Annotated in this window: 25 protein-coding genes; 14 read left to right on the top strand and 11 right to left on the bottom strand. The window is 42.5% G+C overall.

Annotated features, from left to right (window positions below; genetic code table 11):
- Positions 1-28: 28 nt before the first annotated feature.
- From EAE92_RS01530 to EAE92_RS01480, 11 genes are all read left to right on the top strand, one after another.
- Entirely contained in the window at positions 29-211 is a 183-nt protein-coding gene (locus tag EAE92_RS01530) for a hypothetical protein (protein ID WP_246544943.1), read from the top strand.
- A gap of 80 nt (positions 212-291) precedes the next feature.
- Positions 292-972 carry a PAS and helix-turn-helix domain-containing protein gene (locus EAE92_RS01525; protein WP_105397802.1) on the top strand — a complete coding sequence of 227 codons (681 nt, stop codon included), beginning with the start codon at positions 292-294 and terminating at the stop codon, positions 970-972.
- Between the two features lie 30 nt (positions 973-1,002).
- A complete protein-coding gene (locus EAE92_RS01520) occupies positions 1,003-1,683 on the top strand; it encodes a helix-turn-helix transcriptional regulator (protein ID WP_040152578.1) in 681 nt (226 codons plus the stop codon).
- A 30-nt stretch (positions 1,684-1,713) separates the two neighbouring features.
- Positions 1,714-2,394, top strand: coding sequence for a helix-turn-helix transcriptional regulator (locus EAE92_RS01515; protein ID WP_214066789.1), 681 nt, complete (start codon positions 1,714-1,716; stop codon positions 2,392-2,394).
- Between the two features lie 28 nt (positions 2,395-2,422).
- Positions 2,423-3,103 (top strand): helix-turn-helix transcriptional regulator, encoded by a 681-nt coding sequence (locus tag EAE92_RS01510; protein ID WP_214066788.1) that lies wholly within the window; start codon positions 2,423-2,425, stop codon positions 3,101-3,103.
- A gap of 28 nt (positions 3,104-3,131) precedes the next feature.
- The gene (locus EAE92_RS01505; protein WP_105395705.1) at positions 3,132-3,812 is read left to right on the top strand and encodes a helix-turn-helix transcriptional regulator; all 681 of its coding nucleotides are present in this window, start codon (positions 3,132-3,134) and stop codon (positions 3,810-3,812) included.
- Positions 3,813-3,840: 28 nt separating this feature from the next.
- Complete coding sequence (locus EAE92_RS01500) at positions 3,841-4,521, top strand: helix-turn-helix transcriptional regulator (protein ID WP_214038992.1); 681 nt, start codon at positions 3,841-3,843, stop codon at positions 4,519-4,521.
- A gap of 30 nt (positions 4,522-4,551) precedes the next feature.
- Positions 4,552-5,235, top strand: coding sequence for a helix-turn-helix transcriptional regulator (locus EAE92_RS01495; RefSeq protein WP_214066787.1), 684 nt, complete (start codon positions 4,552-4,554; stop codon positions 5,233-5,235).
- Positions 5,236-5,263: 28 nt separating this feature from the next.
- Positions 5,264-5,944 carry a helix-turn-helix transcriptional regulator gene (locus EAE92_RS01490; protein WP_214066786.1) on the top strand — a complete coding sequence of 227 codons (681 nt, stop codon included), beginning with the start codon at positions 5,264-5,266 and terminating at the stop codon, positions 5,942-5,944.
- Between the two features lie 29 nt (positions 5,945-5,973).
- The gene (locus EAE92_RS01485; protein ID WP_214066785.1) at positions 5,974-6,645 is read left to right on the top strand and encodes a helix-turn-helix transcriptional regulator; all 672 of its coding nucleotides are present in this window, start codon (positions 5,974-5,976) and stop codon (positions 6,643-6,645) included.
- Positions 6,646-6,790: 145 nt separating this feature from the next.
- The gene (locus EAE92_RS01480) at positions 6,791-7,486 is read left to right on the top strand and encodes a helix-turn-helix transcriptional regulator (protein WP_040152564.1); all 696 of its coding nucleotides are present in this window, start codon (positions 6,791-6,793) and stop codon (positions 7,484-7,486) included.
- Positions 7,487-7,708: 222 nt separating this feature from the next.
- Here EAE92_RS01480 and EAE92_RS01475 read toward each other — a convergent pair whose 3' ends face one another.
- The 11 genes from EAE92_RS01475 to EAE92_RS01425 form a co-directional block, all read right to left on the bottom strand.
- A complete protein-coding gene (locus tag EAE92_RS01475; RefSeq protein WP_214066811.1) occupies positions 7,709-8,821 on the bottom strand; it encodes an aminotransferase class V-fold PLP-dependent enzyme in 1,113 nt (370 codons plus the stop codon).
- A gap of 84 nt (positions 8,822-8,905) precedes the next feature.
- Positions 8,906-10,261, bottom strand: a complete 1,356-nt coding sequence (locus EAE92_RS01470; protein ID WP_214066784.1) for a YhfT family protein — start codon at positions 10,259-10,261, stop codon at positions 8,906-8,908.
- A 10-nt stretch (positions 10,262-10,271) separates the two neighbouring features.
- A complete protein-coding gene (locus EAE92_RS01465; RefSeq protein ID WP_214066783.1) occupies positions 10,272-10,631 on the bottom strand; it encodes a DUF2620 domain-containing protein in 360 nt (119 codons plus the stop codon).
- Between the two features lie 11 nt (positions 10,632-10,642).
- A complete protein-coding gene (locus EAE92_RS01460) occupies positions 10,643-11,533 on the bottom strand; it encodes a phosphotriesterase-related protein (protein ID WP_214066782.1) in 891 nt (296 codons plus the stop codon).
- A 69-nt stretch (positions 11,534-11,602) separates the two neighbouring features.
- A complete protein-coding gene (locus EAE92_RS01455; RefSeq protein WP_214066781.1) occupies positions 11,603-12,787 on the bottom strand; it encodes a YhfX family PLP-dependent enzyme in 1,185 nt (394 codons plus the stop codon).
- A 117-nt stretch (positions 12,788-12,904) separates the two neighbouring features.
- On the bottom strand, positions 12,905-13,261 hold the full coding sequence (locus EAE92_RS01450) for a PRD domain-containing protein (protein ID WP_214066780.1): 357 nt from the start codon (positions 13,259-13,261) through the stop codon (positions 12,905-12,907).
- A gap of 26 nt (positions 13,262-13,287) precedes the next feature.
- Positions 13,288-14,193: a GntR family transcriptional regulator YhfZ gene (gene yhfZ, locus EAE92_RS01445; RefSeq protein WP_214066779.1), complete on the bottom strand. Its 906-nt coding sequence runs from the start codon at positions 14,191-14,193 to the stop codon at positions 13,288-13,290.
- Positions 14,194-14,346: 153 nt separating this feature from the next.
- Complete coding sequence (gene fruA / locus EAE92_RS01440; protein ID WP_214066810.1) at positions 14,347-16,032, bottom strand: PTS fructose transporter subunit IIBC; 1,686 nt, start codon at positions 16,030-16,032, stop codon at positions 14,347-14,349.
- Positions 16,033-16,104: 72 nt separating this feature from the next.
- Complete coding sequence (gene fruB / locus EAE92_RS01435) at positions 16,105-17,232, bottom strand: fused PTS fructose transporter subunit IIA/HPr protein (RefSeq protein WP_214066778.1); 1,128 nt, start codon at positions 17,230-17,232, stop codon at positions 16,105-16,107.
- 340 nt (positions 17,233-17,572) lie between these two features.
- Positions 17,573-18,193, bottom strand: a complete 621-nt coding sequence (locus EAE92_RS01430; RefSeq protein WP_052739380.1) for a tyrosine-type DNA invertase — start codon at positions 18,191-18,193, stop codon at positions 17,573-17,575.
- On the bottom strand, positions 18,193-18,453 hold the full coding sequence (locus EAE92_RS01425) for a hypothetical protein (RefSeq protein ID WP_214066777.1): 261 nt from the start codon (positions 18,451-18,453) through the stop codon (positions 18,193-18,195). Before EAE92_RS01425 ends, EAE92_RS01430 begins: the two co-directional genes overlap by 1 nt.
- A gap of 574 nt (positions 18,454-19,027) precedes the next feature.
- Between EAE92_RS01425 and EAE92_RS01420 the strand changes: the two genes are divergently transcribed.
- The 3 genes from EAE92_RS01420 to EAE92_RS01410 all read left to right on the top strand — a co-directional run bounded on the left by EAE92_RS01420 (position 19,028) and on the right by EAE92_RS01410 (position 23,027).
- Positions 19,028-20,569: a PTS transporter subunit EIIC gene (locus EAE92_RS01420; RefSeq protein WP_214066776.1), complete on the top strand. Its 1,542-nt coding sequence runs from the start codon at positions 19,028-19,030 to the stop codon at positions 20,567-20,569.
- A gap of 13 nt (positions 20,570-20,582) precedes the next feature.
- A complete protein-coding gene (locus EAE92_RS01415) occupies positions 20,583-21,941 on the top strand; it encodes a 6-phospho-alpha-glucosidase (protein ID WP_214066775.1) in 1,359 nt (452 codons plus the stop codon).
- 309 nt (positions 21,942-22,250) lie between these two features.
- On the top strand, positions 22,251-23,027 hold the full coding sequence (locus tag EAE92_RS01410; RefSeq protein WP_214066774.1) for a MurR/RpiR family transcriptional regulator: 777 nt from the start codon (positions 22,251-22,253) through the stop codon (positions 23,025-23,027).
- Positions 23,028-23,232 lie beyond the last annotated feature (205 nt).

Here is a 23,232-nt window from a genome sequence, read left to right as displayed (position 1 = left end):
CTTAGATTACAAAGGAGCTTTTACTGATATGAAGAGAAACTATGCAATATCACCCCAGATTATTCATACAATAGAAATGAGCAATGAACCGTGGGGAATACAGGATAGCTCTTCGAACTTTATCTACTATAATTCAGCGACAAAAAAACTTATTCATAACTCTAAACAACTATTTGATTGTGAAGAGTTTTATGGTCATGCATTACCCTAGGTTATGGCGTAGTCGTGAGTTAAATTGATTTATAAGATCAAAAATCTAATTTTAAAGCTAGAGAAAAAAGGAGTAATAACATGGATAATAAATTAATTATTTCACCTCAAGTTATTAATACAATGGAGAAAAGTAATGATCCCTGGGGAATAAAAGATGAGAATTCATGCCTTATTTATGTTAATTTGGCATTAAAATCTCTTCATAATGTTCCAAGTTCTTTTAACTATGAAGGGCTTTTCGATGATGAAATTCCTTGGAATGGTGCTGAATTTGCTAAAGAACACGTGACTCAAGATAAAATAGTGATGGAAGAAAAAGAAAGAATATGCTCACTCGAAACGCATCTATTTGGGAAAGAACAAATTCTGTCATCCTATTTTTGTGAAAAATATCCTCTTTACCATGAAGACGGAAGCTGTATAGGAACCATATTTCATGGTTGGCAAGCTCAGGACTTTTCATTCACCCGGTTATTTCATGGAAAACTTCCGGCGTCTATATTATTCCAACCACCGACCGATCTTTTTACTCAACGGGAATGGAATGTTATCTTCCTCCTGTTACAAAAATATACCAGTAAGCAAATCGGTAGGATGTTAAATATTTCCTACCGTACGGTTGAAACCCATATCTCACGCATATATAAACGGATTGATATTCACTCTAGTCGTCAATTAGAAGAATATTGTCGCGCCAATGATTATGATCTCTATGTACCAGAAAGATTTGTGCATCCAGAAAGCAGAATGTTTCTTTAACACTTAAGTTACAAAGGAGCTTTTACTGATATGAAGAAGAACTATGTAATATCGCCTCAGATTACCAACACAATGGATCAAAGTAATTCACCTTGGGCAATAAAGGATAAAAACTCATGCCACATTTATGTCAATCAGGCATGTAAACGTCTTCTCAATATTTCATGTTCTTTTGACTTTGAAGGGCTTTATGACCATGAATTACCCTGGGATGGAGCCGAATTCGCCAAAGAGTACATCGCTCATGATCAAAAGGTGATGGAAAAAGAAGAAAGAGTATGCTTGTTCTTAACACATACTTTTGGAAAAGAGCAAATTCTGTCATCTTATTTCTTTGAAAAATACCCTCTTTATCATGAAGACGGAAGCTGTATGGGAACAATATATCATGGTTGGCAAGCTCAGGATTTCTCATTCACTCGGCTATTTCATGGAAAATTGCCAGCCAATATTATGTTCCAACCACCGACCGATCTTTTTACTCAACGGGAATGGAATGTTATTTTCCTTCTATTGCAGAAGTATACCAGTAAGCAAATCGGTAGAATGTTAAATCTTTCCTATCGTACCGTTGAAACCCATATTTCACGTATATATAAACGGATTAGTGTTCACTCCAGTCGTCAATTAGAAGAATATTGTCGCGCCAATGATTATGATCTCTATGTACCAGAAAGGTTTGTACATCCAGAAAGCAGAATGTTTCTTTAACACTTAAGTTACAAAGGAGCTTTTACTGATATGAAGAAGAACTATACAATCTCCCCTCAGGTTATTAATACGATGGAGCAAAGTAATGAACCCTGGGGAATAAAAGATAAAAATTCATGTTTTATTTATGCTAATCAGGCTAATTATCGCGTTCAAAATATTTCACGTTCCTTTGATTATGAGGGCCTTTATGATTATGATCTTCCCTGGGATGGAGCCGAATTTGCAGAAGAATACATGGCCAATGATAAAATAGTGATGGAAAAAGAAGAACGCATATGTTCACTTGTAACTCATAAATTTTTTAAAGAACAAATTCTGTCATCTTACTTCTTTGAAAAATACCCTCTCTATCATGAAGATGGAAGTTGTATAGGAACGATATATCATGGTTGGCAGGTGCAAGATTTCTCATTCACCCGGCTATTTCGTGGAAGATTGCCAGCCAATATTATGTTCCAGCCACCGACCGATCTCTTTACCCAACGGGAATGGGATGTTATTTTCCTCCTGTTGCAAAAGTATACCAATAAGCAAATCGGTAGAATGTTAAATCTTTCCTATCGTACTGTTGAAAATCATATCTCACGCATATATCAGAGAATTGGAGTTCATTCCAGTTATCAATTGGAAGAATATTGTCGCACTAATGATTATGATCTCTATGTGCCAAAAAGATTTGTACATCCAGAAACCAAAATGTTTCCTTAACCATTAAATTAAAAGGAGTTCTACTAATATGAAAAAGAACTATATTATCTCACCTCAGGTTATTAACACAATGAAGCAAAGTAATGAGCCGTGGGGAATCAAGGATAAAAACTCATGCTTTATTTATGTCAACCAAGCATGTAAACACGCACAAAATATTTCAAGCTCTTTTGACTATGAAGGGCTTTATGATTATGACCTTCCCTGGGATGGAGCCGAATTTGCTAAAGAACATGTTATTCAAGATAAAATAGTGATAGAAAAAGAAGGAAGAATATGTTCACTTGAAACACATCCATTTGGAAAAGAACAAATTTTGTCATCCTATTTTTGTGAAAAATATCCACTTTACCATGAAGATGGAAGTTGTATAGGAACGATATTTCATGGTTGGCAAGCTCAGGATTTCTCATTTACCCGGTTATTTCGTGGGAAACTACCAGCATCTATTATATTCCAGCCACCGACCGATCTTTTTACTCCTCGGGAGTGGGATGTTATTTTCCTTTTTCTACAAAAATATAACAGCAAGCAAATCGGTAGAATGTTAAATCTTTCCTATCGTACGGTTGAAAATCATATCTCACGCATATACCAAAGAATTGGTGTTCATTCCAGTTATCAACTGGAAGAATACTGTCGTACAAATGATTATGACCTCTATGTACCAGAAAGATTTGTGCATCCAGAAACCAGAATGTTCCCTTAACCATTAGACTAAAAGGAGTTCTACTAATATGAAAAAGAACTATGTCATCTCACCTCAAGTTATTAATACAATGGAGCAAAGTAATGAGCCGTGGGGAATAAAAGATAAGAATTCATGCTTTATTTATTCCAATCAAGCATGTAAACATGTTCAAAATATTCCAAGCTCTTTTGACTATGAGGGGCTTTATGATTATGACCTTCCCTGGGATGGAGCCGAATTTGCTAAAGAATACATGACCCACGACAGAATGGTGATGGAAAAAGAAGAAAAGGTGCGCTCACTTATAACACAAGTACATGGAAAAGAACAAATTCTGTCATCTTATTTTTTTGAAAAGTACCCTTTTTACCATGAAGATGGAAGCTGTATAGGAACGATATATCATGGCTGGCAAGCACAGGATTTTTCATTTACCCGGCTATTCCGAGGAAAACTGCCAGCATCTATTATGTTCCAGCCACCGACCGATCTCTTTACCCAACGGGAATGGGATGTTATTTTCCTTTTTTTACAAAAATACAACAACAAGCAAATCGGTAGAATGTTAAATCTTTCCTATCGTACGGTTGAAAATCATATCTCACGTATATACCAGAGAATTGGAGTTCATTCCAGTTATCAATTGGAAGAATACTGTCGCACTAATGATTATGATCTCTATGTACCAAAAAGATTTGTGCATCCAGAAACCAGAATGTTCCCTTAATCATTATATTAAAAGGAGTTCTACTAATATGAAAAACAACCATGTAATATCACCTCAGGTTATTAATACAATGGAGCTGAGTAACGAGCCTTGGGGAATAAAAGATAAAAACTCATGCTTTATTTATGCCAATCAGGCATGTAATCGTGTTCAAAATATTTCACGCTCCTTTGACTATGAAGGTCTTTATGACTATGACCTTCCCTGGGATGGTGCCGAATTTTCTGAAGCGTACATGACCAATGATAAAATAGTAATGGAAAGAGAAGAACGAACATGTTCACTTGTAACTCATAAATTTTTTAAAGAACAAATTCTGTCATCTTATTTTTTTGAAAAATACCCTCTCTATCATGAAGACGGAAGTTGTATAGGAACAATATATCATGGTTGGCAGGTTCAGGATTTCTCATTCACCCGGCTATTTCGTGGAAAACTGCCAGCAAATATTATGTTCCAACCACCAACCGAACTCTTTACCCAACGGGAATGGGATATTATTTTCCTTTTTTTACAAAAATATGATAGTAAGCAAATTGGTAGAATGTTAAATATTTCCTACCGTACGGTTGAAAACCATATTTCGCGTATATACAAACGGATTGGAGTCCACTCTAGTTACCAATTGGAAGAGTATTGTCGCACCAATGATTATGATCTCTATGTACCAGAAAGGTTTGTGTATCCAGAAAGTAGAACGTTTCCTTAATTCTTTAAATTAAAAGGTATTGTTACTAATATGAATAAGAACTATGCAGTATCACCTCAGATTATTAACACAATAGAAATGAGCAACGAACCGTGGGGAATACAGGATAGTTCTTCAAATTTCATCTACGATAATTCAGTTACAAAAAAATTTATTCATAATTTTAAAGAATCATTTGATTATGAAGGATTTTATGATCATGAATTGCCCTGGGATGGAGCCGAATTCGCCAAAGAGTACATAACTCATGATCAAAAAGTGATAGAAAAAGAAGAAAGAGTACGTTCACTTATAACATGTACATTTGAAAAAGAACAAATTCTTTCCTTTTATTTTTTTGAAAAATACTCTCTTTATCATGAAGACGGAATCTGTATGGGAACGATACATCATGGCTGGCAAGCTCAGGATTTCTCATTCACTCGACTCTTTCATGGAAAATTACCAATAAATATTATGTTCCAGCCACCAACCGCTCTCTTTACTCAACGGGAATGGGATATTATTTTCCTCATGCTACAAAAGTATACCAGTAAGCAAATCAGTAGAATGTCAAATATTTCCTATCGTACGGTTGAAACCCATATCTCGCGTATACATAAACGGATTGATGTTCACTCTAGTTATCAATTAGAAGAATATTGTCGTACCAATGATTATGATCTCTATGTGCCAAAAAGATTTGTGCATCCAGAAACCAGAATGTTCCCTTAACCATTAGATTAAAAGGAGTTCTATCAATATGAAAAACAACCATGTAATATCACCTCAAGTTATTAATACAATGGAGCAAAGTAATGAGCCGTGGGGAATAAAGGATGAAAATACACGCTATATTTATGTCAATCGGGCATGTAAGCGTCTTCAAAATATTTCAAGTTCTTTTGACTATGAGGGGCTTTATGAGCATGAATTGCCCTGGGATGGAGCCGAATCTGCAAAAGAATACATGGCCCATGATAGAAAAGTGGTGAAACAGGAAAAAAGAATATGTTCACTTGAGACACATGTACATGGAAAAGAACAAATTCTGTCATCCTACTTTTTTGCAAAATATCCTCTTTATCATGAAGACGGGAGCTGTATGGGCATTATATATCATGGCTGGCAAGCACAGGATTTCTCATTTACCCGACTATTCCGTGGAAAACTGCCGGCATCTATTATGTTCCAGCCACCAAGCAATCTCTTTACCCAACGGGAATGGGATGTTATTTTCTTCATGCTACAAAAGTATACTAGTAAACAAATCGGTAGAATGTTAAGTATTTCCCACCGTACTGTTGAAACCCATATTGCACGAATATATGAAAGAATCGGTGTTCACTCTAGTTACCAATTGGAAGAGTATTGTCGCACCAATGATTATGATCTCTATATGCCAAAAAGTTTTGTCCATCCAAAAACCAGAATGCTTCTTTAACCTTTAGATTAGAAGGAATTGTTACTGATATGAAGAAGAACAATGCAATATCACTTCAAGTTATTAATACAATGGAAATAAGCAATGAACCGTGGGGAATAAAGGATAATTCTTCAAACTTTATCTACGGTAATCCAGCTACAAAGAAGTTTATTCATAATTTTAAAGAGTCGTTTGATTATGAAGGGCTTTATGATCATGAGCTGCCTTGGGATGGTGCTGAGTTCGCCAAGGAGTTTATTATCCACGATAAAAATGTCATGGCTAAAGGCGAAAGAGTCTGTTCACTTGAAACCCATGTATTTGGGCAAGGGCAAACTCTGTCATCCTATTTCTGTGAGAAACTGCCTCTTTATCATAACAATGGCAATTGTATGGGAATTATGTACCATATGTGGCAAGCCAAGGAGTATTCATTGACCTACCTATACCAATATTATGATAAATTACCCTCATCCATTCTACTCCAACCACCTTCTGATCTTTTTACTCCACGGGAGTGGGATATTATCTTTCTCTTCCTACAGAAGCAATCTGGAAAACAGGTCGGGGAAATATTGAATATCGCCTATCGTGAGGTTGAAGAACATACGGCAAGGATATATCGTAAAATCGGGATTCACTCTAGTCAGCAGTTGGAAGAATATTGCCGTGCCAACAACTTTAATCATTACATCCCAGAAAGGTTTTTATTGTCTTAGATTACGTATTATTTCCCAGTTTCTACACACTACCTTTATTAATTATTTATTGATAAAATATACGGCCCTATGGAAATAGGCTTTTTTCAACGGAAAATTTCCATCCAATAGTTTAAAAAAGCAATAATTATCTTAAAGGATATTTATGAATAAATCAGGATTAAAAGAAGTCCCTTTGATTACGCCTCAATTTACACATATATGGGACAAAAGCCCTGATCTTTGGTTTGTAAAAGATAAGGAATCGCGTTTTATGTACGCAAATACCAAGTTTATTAAAGCCAATAAGTTACCGGAAAACTTTAATGTTATCGGGTATACCGATTATGAATTACCAACACCAGTTAATGGTTTCGCCCATTATTTTAAAGAACACGATCGCAGAGTCTTAGAATGTATGCAACGAGTATGCTCTGTCGGCACTTATCCTCAAGGTAATGGTCGACCGCCTAAATCCTATTTTTGCGAGAAATACCCATTAATGGGGGAAGATAATCAATGTATGGGCATCATTTCCCATGCCAGAGAAATAGAACACTTCACAGTGTCCCATTATATTAAGAATAATACCCCAATATCTGCTTGTCCCAGACCACCTAATGATTTACTAAACGAGAAAGAGTGGGTGGTTATTTTTCTATTTTGCTGCGGTATGAATAATAATGATACGGCCATTGAAATGAATGTTTCATGCCATTCGGTGGAAAAACATTTTGAAAGTATCTACGAAAAATTATCGGTCAGTTCACTGACAGAGTTACGAGCACTTTGCAAAGAGAATGGCTATGACCTCTATATGCCGCCAAGGTATTTTCTATCTATAGGCCATTTTATATTATAAGTGATTTATTTTACTATTAACTGTTACTCACCTCATTGATTAATTTTATTGATAATTAGGAATGCAATTAATGATATCGCCGACTTTTACATTAATTCAAGGTTTATAAGCCTTGATATCGATTTCCCCATACTCAGAAAATATTGCACATATTTTGGATGACAGACGATATATACCGCCGATTGTGGCGGATGTTGCTGCATCCAGAACAATCTTCTGCCTCTATTTTAGCCTTTTATTACAACAAGCGACGGCCTGTGCACAGCTTTGACTCAGGAGCCTTATCACTGTCTCAGCACCGCTTCGATTGGGATTTATCCTTATCATCCGTTTCTCTAACGAGGGATCAGACTGACGGAATGTACCGGACAACCGGTAAAACAGCGGCGGTATGTCGAATTTCGATTCGGCGCCCACTGGATAAGGCAGCGCACCAAGCTTATGAGCAACATGAAGTACCTGTTCGGCAATCTCATCATAAAACTCCACCAGCAATACTTTCGATTGCGCATTGGCGATAAGCGCCCGTTTTACCTGTGGAATAACTCCCTGATTAAGCCGGATCACTAATGTTTCACTCACCTGAGCCTGTACAGCATGCATCACCGGGGCAAATACCAATCCACGCAATACCTCCAATGCCTGAAATCCCTGAACCTGACTGCCACCGGAATACATATTACGCCGGATGCTCTCTATTGCCGCTTGCTGGCCGACTACGACACCAACACCTTGCGGACCAAATAGTTTAAAGCTGGAGAAGGCCGATAACGCAGCCCCCCATTCACAACCGATATGTTCCACTTTCATGGCTGCATAGTTATCGTCAACCAGAGCCGGTAGTGATGCAGCATTTAGCAGTGATATAATTTCTGCCAATTCATAAGCATCATCAATTTTCTGTCGCGTGTGTTGTACCAACCCCGCTACCGGCGAATGTTGCAAAATCGCAGCCCGTATCTGTTCAGATTGATTGAAATCGGCCCGTACCAGATGCAAACCCATTTGCTCGGCAGTAACCGCTGTCGAAGGATATAACGGCGCATCATGAACCAGCAGGCTATCGCCCGCGTTAAGTAATGCCGCCAGCCCACAACGTATTGCGCCGGTTCCCGCCCCTTGCACTAACACAGCAGCTTCAGCGGAAAAGAAATCTGCGATAACCTGTTCAACTCGTTGTGTCACTTGTGGACGATTCAATCCCGGCGCCAGCCCTAAATCTCCGGTGGTGAGAAAATCCGCGCCGGGAAAATGGCGGCAAATAATATCAACTAAACGAAACTGCTTGTGCTGCGCCTGTTCCATGCTCAGACTTGGTAATGGATATGTGTTCAATATCTGTTCTCTCGCACTATCTGTTCTCCCTAACTTCCCCCCTCTATTTTTATCATCACAAAATAAAGGGGAAAATTTACGCAATTAACTGATTCCCACCAGATAAATGACGTTGGCCAGTACACCAACCACAATCGTTGCAATAGGCCCAATCGCCATTTCAACCAAAGGACGTTTAGCCGTGCGGTTGAGTAAATAAATGCCCGCCACCACCATGAAGCCCATGCCCGGCAAAATGGCATTGGAAGCCATCATTCCCCCCACCAATAGGGCAACTTCCAACATGCGAGTAATAACGGTACGAATATGTTCACCACAAGCTTTAACGCCAGGATATTTATCCAACCAGATAGCAATTCTTGCCAGTAGTTTGATTTCCATAAACATAATCACACTGCCAGCAATGAAGGCAATCCACAGATTATTGGTAACTAATCCCGCGACAAATACAAATTTCATGCCGACCGGGCTATAAACCCCTGTAGCAATGGCGGTCATACCAACCAACGGCACAAAGCTGATCGCTCTGGCAAGCGCCACCAGCATAGCGTTAGCCCCTTCCCCCTGCGCCATCAGTTGCAGTGATACCGGCCCTTCCGCCAGTAGATTAAGCGACATCGAAGCCGCTACAGCGGTCAATCCTCCACTGAATACCAGCAACCAGATGTTATTTTGAATACGCTGTATCCGCGTGGAAAATAATCCAACCAGCATCTCATTCGCGCCCTTGGCCGAAGTAGATCCCTCGCCAGCTTTGGGTGCACGCTGTTTCATAGCAAAATAGAACATTACTATCATCGAAATCAGTAGGGCCATCCCGTTAGGGTCCAATTGCACCGGTTTGCTCAGGGCGCCGCCAAAACTCAATGATCCTACGGCTTTCGTCGCGATATACCCCACCAATGTCGCAATCAGCACCCATATTCCTTTGCCATATCCATATTGATAGGCCACCACAATCGCAGGAAACAGTGCAAAGCAGGCCACGATAGGATCGCCGACTTTACTCAGGTTGCCCATGAAATTAACCGGCAAATGGGCAAAGATATCGACAACAGATCGTAAACCGGTCATCAGGGCAACGGCATATAGCGCCCCCAAGATAGCGGAAAGTATGAAACCTTTTTTACTGTTTGCACACCAGGTACCAATAACATCGGTTCCCAATAATAAACTATGCACCAAAATAATCGGGGCGGTCAGCGAGAACGGAATACCAAAGCCGATAACCAGACCAAAACTTAGGGCAAAACTGGTGGCCGCTAGGGTCTTACGATTCATACGCCCTTCCAGATGTTCCGGCATTAAAGGACGTAGCCCATCATGAAATACCGCAATACCACAGTTAGCCATCATGGCAGATATTCCACCGATCACCGCTAACAAACCGGCCTTAAATGGATCAATTTCCATTAAACGGATGAAAAATTCATATTCCATTTTCCTGTCCTCATGAAGAAAAAATAGCCCCGATAACAACTGGAATAACTGTGTCTATATCCTGACCAGTAAAACCAAATGCGATTTTCCCTGCGTTAACATGGGCGATAATTTCTTCATCAGGCAGGATCTTGCCTGGCATACTGATGGTCGCGCATTTATCAATACCAACAATAGCAATTACCATTGCCAAAGCACCCCCACCTGTATTACAAGCCCCCAAATAGTAATCCGCATTACCACTCTTAAGCGCTATAGCGGCATCTATGTCGCCCATCACGGTAATGGATGAGACTTTATCCCCCGCCAGACGGCGTAAAGTTTCAGCAATTTTTTCTTTCTCAATTTGTCCTCCAATAACAAATCTCATATGTTTTTCCTTTAGTTGAAAAATAGCGTTGGGTTATCACGTAACATCAAATCAATATCGGTTTGCGTTAATCCAGCCTCTTTTAACATTGGCACAAAGGTGGTGATTAAGTAGGCAAAACCATTGCCGCCATTAGCTCTTAAGTGAGAACGACGGGTAATATCCATCGATAACATGACGCGGCTAAGTAAGCCGCGTTGGGCCAAGATCTTTAACATGGTGATCCGCTTTTCATCCGGGTAGTAATCGTTTTTGCCAATCGTGTCGAACTGGATGTAGGCCCCCTGCTCAATGATGCGCAAAATATTGTCCAGATTATCTTTAAGATCACAGTGACCAATAACCACTCGTTCAACATCTACACCGTGCTTTTTCAATAAGTTCAGTTGCTCAAGACCCATCGTGCTTAATGTCGTATGCGTCGAAACAGGCCGCCCAGTTTCCAGATGGGCTATAGCCGCAGCATGGAATACTTTCTCTTCATCAGGCGTAATTACTCCTTTGCTGGAACCAATTTCCCCAATTACTCCAGCTTTCAACGTTGTACCATCGATACCCTGTTCAATCTCAGTGATCATTTCATCCGCCAGTTGTCGAGCGGTGGTATGTGCTACATGCTCAGGAAAAAAGGCAGATTGGTAATAGCCAGTAGAAACTATTACATTAATGCCGGAGTCCCGCATCAGATCCAGCATAAACTGTGGGTTACGTCCCATGTAACGATTGGTCATCTCCACAATATTGTGTACACCCAAGCTGACCAGTGTTTTCATCTCTTCACAAATCAGGTCGTACTGATCCAGTCGGCAGTCAATATTGTTTTTAAATGATGATAAATCGAGATGCAGGTGCTCATGCGCATAGGTATAGCCAGATGCGTCAATTCTGTTTTGCTGAGTCATAAGTAAGGCGGTCCGAAAATAAAGAAGATGAAGGTGAAAAGGATAAAGGTGAAGAGGATGGAAGTGCATCTATTCACAGGTCATTTTTTCTCCATTAATCAGAATAGGGTTTCCCTGGCTGTCATAAAGCCCTTCCAATACCGGGTGTCCTGACTGGATACCGCTAACCAACGCCACATCACTGCGAGTAGCAAATATCTGGGTGCGAAAGCACAACATAACAGCACAACCGACCGGAAATTCACCGCTCAGGGGGAAATGGTAATCAATACTGGCGTCATCCATCGGTAACAGGCGAGTGGAGGTGATCTGACCGTTTGGCAGGAATATCAGTGCCTTATGCGCCCGTCCACGACGATAATAACCGCCGCCATAACAGTAGCTGTTGCCGTTAAATCGGTGAGATATTTCTGTCAGATAGAGCATAGCAATGCGTTCTGGCTGTTCTCCCCGATAATTGGCAAGGATTGTTCCTGTTAGCGCATGTCCCGGCTCGGTATGGGTAACACCATACTTTGCCAGTAACGGCAGTGTGCTACAACTTGACGCCGACGGCGCATTTATCTGCGTCGCTTCAACCCCTGCCTGTCGTAAAATGTCTTTTGCTTTCAGTAAAGTAAATAAGTTCGGCGCCGGCAGTGTCTGCTTCTGGACGTCTTGCCACAACAAGCAAGGAAAATGTGTCAACCCTGTCAGTTTTACACCGGGCATCGCCATAATGCGCTGAACGACGGCGCTCAATTCCGATAAATGAAAACCCGCTTCCTGACCAGGATATAAATGATCATGATCATCATAGACTTTCAGCATAATACGTTGCACATTTCCCTCACGTTGAGCCAGACTGGAAATTTCCTCCGCTTTTTCTAACGAAAATACTGTGATCACCTCCGGATGTTGTTGCATCACTGAAGAGAGCATATTGCGAGGGATCTGTACCAGATGGCCTACATGAGTCACCGGGATCTTCCCGTTCATCAAGACTCTGGCTTCTTTAAAATCCACCGCGGTAACGCCCTGATAACCCAGTTCTAGCAGCTTACGCGCCAACCAGGCGTTACGACCAACCTGTTTGGTCATCAGGTAGAGAGCGATACCATGATGCTCCGCTACCGCAAGCAATCGTCTGGCATTATCTAAAACCTGATCAACGTCAATAACATAAGTATCTGGTAGTAAGGCTCCTTGCGCCCATAACATCTGGGCTGCCTCAATCAATGCCGGATTTTGTCTGTTCAGCGCATGCATAAACATGCTGTACCTCCTGTACTTCTTCGGCGATCAATGCCACTATAAGAACCTAGATGTTAAATCATCATTTTTTTGAATATTTGATGGAAAAAAAAATTTCCCTCATCTCTGTTGGAGTTGTCACTGCCCCTTCGCCGCCCAAAGGCTAAACAAATTTACCAGAAGGTACCCCTCCTCACAGGGATGTAATTGCACGTCAAAATGTGCCAATAGCGAAGCGTTAATCTCTTGCAAATGAGAAAAGACACTCGATTGACGCACTTCCATCAACAGCTCAATATCCATTGAACTGATTTGTTCTCCCCGGCGTGAGCGCATCAACGCATTAGCCATATGTGTTATTGCTATTTCCCCTAGCGCATTCCTGACCGGAATTTTCCAATCATTTTCAAGCTGCGCCACAACCTGTAGCATGCCATCATAGATATCCTTATCAATGACATTTCCCTGACAGAGTAGATTCAGTCGATTTTCCATTTCGTGAACCTCCACCCCATGCCAAATTAATAACTTGGGTCCTGCTGGCCTGCCAGTACACGTTGTTGATGAGCCAGCAACTCTGTTTTATTCACCATAGTACGTAAAAGTTGTTGAATCAAAATGTCATCAGCTCTGGTTAAAACCACCGCTTCAGAAGCCTGGGTAAAACATGCGCTTCCACGGAGCGGTACTGCGATAAGCTCCCTAGAGCTAAGTTCAATTTCTCTGCTAACGTTCCAGATCACCGCGTCAATGTCACCTTTCGCCACTTTATACAGGCTCTCGTGGTAAGAGATATCCACCAACGTGATATCCTGCCCGGCAAAGTACACCTCAGTCATGATCTTTTGGTCGGCAGAACGATGATCCAACCCAACACGACGAATATTATGCTCACCTCCTTTGCGATAAATCAGTTGGTGTGCGCCAACATAGGTCTGTGGCCCCAATTCAAGTACAACGCGGACATCACCCTGCTCCAGATAAGTCTGCGCCGCCAAATGTGATACCACCGCCAAGTCATAAATACCGCTACGCAAGCATTCCATTCTGGCATCTGAACCTCTCATATGGGCGAAGTAAAACGGAATGCCCTCAAATTGCGCTTTCAAGCCGCTCGCCAATCCTTCATACAATCGGGTATAAGGCAGCGGCATCGCACAAACCACGTTACTAATGTCAGCATGGGCTAATAGCGCTTTGTGATCCACACTAACCAAATAGCTGCCATTGCGCCCCCGCCGTTCCACGTAAACCGCGCCAGAACTCTCCAGTTTTTTTAATGCAAACTGAACTAGCCCAACAGATAACCCATAGTCAGATGACAGCTCTTCAATCGTCTTCAACCGATTACCGCAATGCTCACCTAGCAGATAACGCGCCAGACACGCCTGAGCAACCCCCTCTTTTTTTAGCAGACCGCGACTCATAATAATTCTTCATTTTTTTGAATGTATTTATATCTAATTTAAGCAGGCAAATAACAATCGAAAAATAGCAAAAATGCGAATGAGGTCACGAATAAGTAGATAATTTCCTGTAATTTCAATGAGTTTAATTCAATAACTAATAATTTCTGTTTTTTATGCTTTAGTTGTGGTCGTTTCTGGGCGCTTAAGCAGTGCATAGATCAATCCTGCCAACAGGGTACCGACAATAATCGACATCAAATAACCCAATATTGGTGTGATGGCTCCTGGGATCAACAGTACAAACAAGCCACCATGCGGCGCCATCAACTGCGCACTCACTGCCATAGAGATCGCTCCCGTCACTGCACCGCCAACGATACAACATGGGAGCACACGCATCGGATCGCGGACAGCAAAAGGAATCGCGCCTTCGGAAATAAAACACAGGCCCAGCACCAATGCGGCTTTACCACTTTCCCGCTGAACGTTATCGAACTTCTGCCGGGCAATCAGGGTCGCCACCCCCATTGCCAGCGGTGGAACCATCCCCGCGGCCATAATGGCAGCCATTGGCGCATAGGTTTGCGAGCTAAGCAAACCGACACCAAACGCATAGGCCGCTTTGTTTATCGCTCCCCCCATATCAGCACACATCATCCCACCCAAAATGGCCCCTAACAGGAGCGCGTTGGCTGTCCCCATATTAGCAAGCCAGTGCGTTAGCCCCGCCATGATACCGGCGACGGGTTTACCAATAACATAAATCATAATCAGACCGGTGATCAGGCTGGCAAATAGCGGAATGATCAAAATCGGTTTCAACGCTGCCATACTCTGCGGTAATTTCACCTTGGTACTGAGAAATTTCGCTACGTAACCGGCGAGGAAACCCGCAATAATACCGCCAATAAATCCTGCGTTCGTGCTAGTTGCCAGCATGCCGCCAATCAAACCAGGCGTCAGACCGGGGCGATCAGCGATCGAGAAAGCAATGTAGCCTGCCAGTACGGGGACCATCAGAGCAAAAGCTGAACCACCCCCGATTTGCATCAGCGCGGCTGCCAATGTACCCGGCTCTTTAAATGCAGTGATGCCAAAAGCAAATGAGAGCGCGATACACAGACCACCCGCCACCACCATCGGCAACATATAAGAGACGCCGGTCAACAGGTGACGATAGATGCCGTTATTCTCTTCTCCTTGCCCAGTTTTAATACTATTCTGTTTAATACTATTCTGCCCTGTCGGCTGGAAAGGTTTAGCTTCGACCAAAGCTTTATCAAACTCCTGCGCTGTTTTCTTCAATGCCAGCCCGGTAGAGGTACGGTACATAGGTTTTCCTGCGAATTTCGCCAAATCTACATCAATATCCGCAACGATAAGCACCAGATCCGCTTTTGCCACCTCTTCCGGTGTAATAACATTGCCTGCCCCTACCGAACCGCGGGTTTCCACCTTTACCCACCAGCCGCGCTTTTTGGCTTCGATTTCAATAGCTTCCGCGGCCATAAAGGTATGTGCCACACCAGTAGGACAGGCAGTAACCGCGACAATGCGTTTTGTATCACCACCGCTGTCAGTTGCCGGTATCTGGTACGGTTGTGCATTGGTTTTTGCCTGCTGAAAGAAATCTTTCGGCGCATGCAATGCCTGTTCCGTATCGCCGAGATAAACAAGCTTACCGTTCAGTGCGTTATCGGTGGGAAAGCAATTGCCGGTCACGACCACCAAATCGGCTTCGGCTGGATCTTCTGTTAGTATCAGTCCGTTTTCCTCCGCAGAGGCACTGAGAATTGTTTTCACCAGATAACTTCCGGCAAGTCCGAGTAAAGGATCAATGATAAGCAATGTTTTCATCATGCTTCTCCTGCTATTAGCTAAAAGGGTTGTAGATCGACGCGCGCCATTTTCACAGCCAACTGGGGATTTTTACTTACACGGCCCTTCCCCCAAACCAGAAATAATCGCTTCACCAATGGCAGCTATCGCCTGCTGCGCATCATCGCCATTAGCGGTAATATGAAGCCGATGCCCTTTTTTAGCGCCCAATGCCATGATTTTCATCAAACTGCGGCCGTTTACCGGTTGACCGGCGCCATCAAGATTGATGATAGTAATTTCACTGGAAAATTGCCGGATAACATTAACCAACACGGCGCCAGGGCGAGTATGTAAGCCATGTTCGTTGCACAGGGCAAATTCTCCGCTGGATATCGCGCTCCGCGCCTGTGCGCCACTGGTCAGTAATGCCAGCACTGTCGGCGCATCAGCTTTCAGCAAACATTCCGCTTTTTGTGCTAATAACAAGTTACCCAAGCGATGTAACACGTTTAGCGGCTGGTCGTCGGCAACCGCAACGGTCAATAACATCACCACCGGTTCATTGTCCCGCGTGAACAATCGGCTCACTGCCACAGCGCTGGTTAAATTACCGTCGGGACTATCGCTTAACCAAATGCCCTGCCCAAGATCCAATGGCTTACTGTTAATCACTTTGCTGACAAAAGTCGTATCCACCGCCCCCACTTGCTGTAACCGCCCAGCATTTAATGCCTGTAGCGTCATCAAATCGCGGGCGTTAACATCTAGCGTAATCAGGCTGGTATCGAATTTAAACTCAGGCTGCTGAACTTCGCCCATTAGCAATCTATGCAGCGCCTGTGCTGACTCAATTGTTTTTAGCTGCCCGGCAATACGATCATCGCTCAGTAGGTGCGTTAACTGACGCAGTAGTGCCAAATGTTCATCGGAACGTGCGGCGATACCAATAACCACATAACACATCGCCCCTTGATCCCATTCAACACCCTGTGAAAAGTGAAATACCTGTACATCGGTTTTCATGACCAGATCGCGAGTATCTAGCGTGCCATGTGGAATGGCGATACCGTTGCCAAGGTAGGTAGAAATTTGATTTTCACGTTGCAACATGCCGTCAACATAGGCATCGCTGACATTACCATTAGCGGCTAGCATAGCCGCTACCTGACGAATAGCATCCTCTTTACTGGTTGCGATTGCGCCAGTATGGATATTTTGCAGAGCCAACTGGAACATAATTTTCTCCCTATTACCAAAAATAGAATCGTTTCAGTTTGCGCAGAGAAAAAAGCATTAAGTCCATAAAAAGAAAAAGAGATAAAAAACTGAAACGTTTCAACGAGTTTGAAACATGACCAATTCTCATTCAATACTTATGTGAAATAAAATCGCAATTTTTTGAGATTACTCACATTTTTCCTACCAAAATCATTGGCTGCCAATCAACAGGAAAAAAGGAGTTTTGTTTTGGGGTACTACTGCGATGGTAGAACTATCTGTATAAAAATATTAAAAGTTACACATTTTAAGGTGGCCTTTATGTATGCGCCTGTTAAGGCGCATACATCAGAATCGCTTATTCAGTTGAACAAGCATTTTCCTGCGGGACGTAATCAAAGTGCAATTCTCGTTGCCGATTCCTTTTTACACCCCAAACACCGTGGAAACGCTCCGCATTACTGGCGGTATATCGCACAGTATGGCGAATATTACTGTGCCCAAGATAATCTTGTATCAACCGAGTATCTATCCCTCTATCCGCAAGCGCAAAACCACAGGCATGCCGCAACATGTGCGGATGCGAATCTATGGAAATCTTAGCCAATCGTCCAAATTGGTTAATAAGTTGATAAACGCGCTGGCGAGTCAGTGGGTTTCCGCTACGTGACAGAAACAACCAATCACTTTCTGCCCCTCGGAAGGTTTTACGGACTTTTAGCCACTCTTTGATCGCCTGGATTTCATAACCCAAAAGAGGATGAATAGTAGAAAATCCGCCTTTTAAACGCCGGATATACAAACTGCCATCATCCAAATCCAGATCAGATAACCGTAGATATCTGGCTTCACTAACACGTAAGCCATGAACAAAGCTCATGTATACCAGACAATAGTCGCGCGCCCCATTAGGACTCTTTTTCGCCACTTCCAGTATTCTTTCCACTTCGTATTGCGTCAGATGTCTTCGTTGACCCATTATGGTCTATCCCAAATATTCTTTGTTTTAACGCATGTAACACACTGCGTTATCTGTAACTGATTGAGACCCAGAACCAACCCTAAATCCCCCATAGTAAATAAACCTGCGCCGGAATGGCGGCAGATGACTGCATAAAACTCCTGTTTCTGTACTTGATCTATGTTCAAGCTGCGTAACGGATAGATATTCAATGTCTGCTCTCCGGTAATTCCCCCTATTCTTACCATTACCAGGTTAAAAGAAAAATAGTGATTCAATTAACCGATTCCCACCAAATAAGGCTTTTCGGCTAGAATTACCAACAAAAATCACTGCAATAAGTTCAATAACCATTTTAACAAAAGGACGTATCAGTCGATTAATTTCTGGTTCAAATCACTAAGGAAGGATGTTGATGCAGCGATGTTTGTCGGCTTCCGATAAACATTCAATCTCTCTATCTTGCCGGAGAAAACCCGGCCGACAGTAAATTTAACAAACTGGTAACACTAGTAGATGATCCCCTATGTAGAATGATTTGGTATATCAGCGAGATACAACATTCAGCCTTCCAAATCACCACCAGATTTCAGCCATGTCACCACAATGATGCTATTTACTACCTAAACCCCGGGCATTATGACTCATTATTGTCCTCTTCTGCCAATCCTTTGTAACAAAAATTGATTTGCGAGTGTACTCACACGTTTAAAAGTTACATGTTACTTTTTCAGTCATTTGTTATTTAAAACAATTAGATAAGTGTCATTTTATCTTCCTGAGCTGTTATTCTTAATCTGTATCTTTAGTTTTTGTAATCAAATAATATTTCTAGCAAGGAACAGAAGTTTAATGAAAAGGATGGTTAATGCGTTGCAAAACCTTGGCAAGTCTTTGTACGGCCCGGTGCTAATTCTCCCTATCGTCGGGCTATTTATTGCTTTTGGCAATGTATTGGGAAACGGCAACCTTGCAGAATATCTTCCATTTTTAAACCATTGGTTAATTCAGCAATCTGGGAAATTGATCTCCCAATCCGCTGTTTCAATATTGAGCAATCTGGCATTGATTTTTGCTGTTGGAATCCCTATCGGGCTGGCAAAACGCAATAAAGGTTATGCCGCATTGATCGGTCTGGTCACTTTCGTCATTTTTATCAATGCTATGCACGTTACTTTAGCATTACAGGGAAAATTGGCGCCAGAAACGCAAATGCGCAATGTTGGCCAAGGCATGGTTCTGGGTGTGCAAGTGTTGGAAATGGGCGCTTTTGCCGGGATACTGATCGGTGCATTGGCTGGTTATTGCTATAACCGCTATTCGTCAAAACAGTTTAATGGTGTGATGGCAATTTATTCCGGGCACTGTTTTGTCGCCATTCTGATGATCCCTCTGGCCGTTATATCGGGTTACTTAATGAGTGATATTTGGCCCTATGCACAACGGGGCATCGGCGCCCTTGCTCACGGTATTCATGAGTCCGGGCCATTTGGCGTCGCCATATACGGCTTTCTGGAACGCATTCTGATCCCATTAGGCTTACATCATCTGGTTTATATGCCCTTTTTGTATACCGAATTAGGAGGCGTTGCAGAGGTATGCGGCACTGTACATCAAGGAGCACGCAATATCTATTTCGCTGAGATGGCCTGCCCGACTGTACATCAACTCAGTAACAGCGTGGTATGGGATGCGCGAGGGATCAGTAAGATGTTTGGCCTGACTGCCGCCGCGCTGGCGATGTATGTGACTGCCCGCCCAGAAAAGAAAAGTACAGCAAAAGCTGTTCTCATCCCTGCCGCTATGACCACTTTTTTGTTAGGCGTGACCGAACCTCTTGAATTTTCTTTCCTATTTGTCGCTCCGCTACTGTTTGGCGTTCATGCCCTGTTAACTGGTTTAGGTTTTATGCTGTTCTATCTACTCGGCGTACATGCTATCGGCGCTAATGGCATAATCGACTTCATATTGTACAACTTACCGCTCGGCACCGAAAAATCTAACTGGCCAATGTATATCGCCGTAGGGCTAATCATGTCGGTGATTTATTTTTTCGCATTCCGTTTCCTGATTTTACATTACGACCTGAAAACCCCTGGACGAGAAAGCGACGATCAAGAAACACGCCTCTATAGCAAGAAACAGTATCAAGTTGCCGATGATGACAAACCAGGACAACAAATCATCTGCGGATTAGGCGGTACAGCGAATATTGTCGCTATCGACAACTGCTACACCCGACTGCGCGTAACGATACATGACACCACGCTCATTGACGAAAACAGGCTTAAATCGACCGGCGCAAAAGGTGTCATCTGTCAGGGAAATAACATTCAGGTAATTTACGGTCTGCACGTCAAAAAGATACGTGAAGCTGTAGAAGAAGCACTTTAACAGGAGCATAAATATGGCTAGCGCCCCTTTTATTTTAGCTATCGCCGGCGGCGGTAGTACCTATACGCCAGGTATCGTAAAAAGCCTGATGGTACGGCTGGACGACTTCCCACTAGCGGAAATTCGTTTGTATGACATCGATACTCACCGGCAAGACACCATTGCGCCGGTAGTGGAAAAAGTGATACGCGAGCATAGCCAGACGATTCGCTTTGTCGTGACAAACGAGGCAAAAACAGCCTTTAGGGGCGCCCATTTTGTCTTTGCTCAAATACGCGTTGGTCAGTACAAAATGAGAGAACAGGACGAAAAGATCCCCTTACGCCACGGCGTAATTGGTCAGGAAACCTGCGGTCTTGGCGGATTAGCTTACGGCCTGCGTACTATCATGCCAATGGTGGAACTGATCGATTTGGTGGAGCGTTATGCAGACAACGCTTGGATCGTAAATTACTCTAACCCTGCCTCTATCGTTGCAGAAGGAATACGCCGTCTACGCCCGCAAGCGAGAGTACTCAACATCTGTGATATGCCAGTGGCCGCCATGCGCAATATGGCAGCAATTTTAGATGTGGATCGTCACGATATCACCGTCGATTACTTTGGTCTGAACCATTTCGGCTGGTTTACCAAAGTGTGGGTGAACGGAAAAGATCATTTGCCTGAATTACGCCGTCACATCGCTCAGCATGGCCTGCTGACTGCTGATGCAGCACAGACAGATCCACAACATGCAGATCCATCATGGGTTAAAACCTGGCGTAATATCAAGCCGATCATGGACCATTTTCCTGATTATGTGCCTAATCCCTATTTGCAATACTATCTGATGCCAAACCACATTGTTGAGCACCAAAATCCTGACTATACCCGCGCCAACGAAGTGATGGATGGTCGGGAAAAGAAATTGTTTAAAGCTGCGGCTGAGTTTAAACGCACAGGCATTTTACCCGACGCTTTCCATGTCGGGGTGCACGGCGCTTTTATTGTTGACGTAGCATGTTCACTGGCTTTTGATTTGCGTCAGCGCCATTTGGTGATTACCGAGAATAGGGGCGCTATCGCTAACTTACCTTATGATGCAATGGTGGAAATACCCGCTTACATTACCGCTCAAGGTCCTGAACCGGTACGTATAGGGAACATACCACTGTTTCATCAGGCGCTGCTAGCGCAACAACTGGCTTCAGAACAGTTGTTAGTGGAAGCCGCATTAGAAGGTAGCTATGAGAAAGCGCTGCAAGCCTTCACACTGAATCGTACCGTACCTACTATGCAACAAGCCAAAGCGATTCTTGATGAAATGCTCGAAGCTAACCAAGGTTATTGGCCTACACTTAACCAAGCTTGGCGCCAAGGTGAAGCAATTTAACCAATATTTAACCTATAATATGCCTTTTTTACATAAAAAAGAAGATTTTTATGCGAGCCGGCTCACTGTCCGGCAATCATTATCTTGAGGAGATTAAGAAAATTCACCACAATTCGATTATCGAACAGCCGAACATATATACCCTAGGATTTCAATATGCATCGCGACGGCGAGGGAGCGAATCCCTGGGAGCATAGATAACTATGTGACCGGGGTGAGCGAGTTCAGCCAACAAAGAGGCAACTTAAAAGATAACGGGTATATGATATGGCTGCCTGCTATCACTGGATAAATAATGGATAATAGATAATGGATAATCGGTTAACACCCTTATTACAGCGCAGCGAAAAAATAACTCGCGCGGAATACCGCGTATTATCCTATTTAACCACGCATCCATTGTTAATTGGGCAAATTACAGTACGTGAGCTGGCAAAAGCTACGTTCATTTCTCCTGCCACTATTATGCGTCTATGCCAGAAACTGGGGTTCAGTGGCTACAGTGAATTTATTTGGTACTGCAAACAACTGCTATCCGGCGGTACGTCCATTTCCGGGAATACGCAACCCCATCATGATGAGATAATTCCTGATGCATTTGAACACTTCGTGACTAATTACCGTAAAACTTTCACTTTGGTCACACCAGAAATGATGTCATGTTTTAGCACTCTGCTGCGTGAGAAAGAGAGCTTCTTTCTCTACGGCGCCGGTTTTTCCGGGCTATTTGTCAATTATTTGACGCAAAAATTGCAAGTGCTAGGGAAAACGGCCTTTAGATCCGATCCAGGAGATAGCCGTAAGATCTTCCTAAGTAATGCGATGAAATATGAAGTTTTTATCGCCATCTCTCGCAGCGGTCAGACAGAACAGGTGTTGGATAAAGTACGCATTGCTCATAATATTGGTATGACAGTCATTGCATTCACCCGCTCATCTGCTAATCCATTGGCTTCACTGGCTGATGTGCACTTTGCACTATATGACGAGGCAATTTATTTTGATGCGGAAATCAACGAGATCACTTCATTCGAGTCTAATCTGATCATGCTCATTGATTTATTATTATTACAGGCAACGTCTTAATTTACAGAACAAAAACCATATAATATGATTTCGACAGCCAGGGAAAATACAAATACAGGAAAAGATGTTAACTATTAAATCAAACCGCCATAAAACGATTTAAATAATTTTATCGCTAAACAATAATGATGTTTATATTTTCTCACATAAAGGTATTTTTACATAAAATAATAAACTATTCGACTAACAGATTTAGGTAAAAATC

This window comes from Photorhabdus hainanensis, from assembly GCF_018448965.1.
GTDB lineage: Bacteria > Pseudomonadota > Gammaproteobacteria > Enterobacterales > Enterobacteriaceae > Photorhabdus > Photorhabdus akhurstii.
The sequence above is the reverse complement of the archived record's forward strand: the minus strand, read 5'-3'. Positions and strand labels throughout refer to the sequence as shown.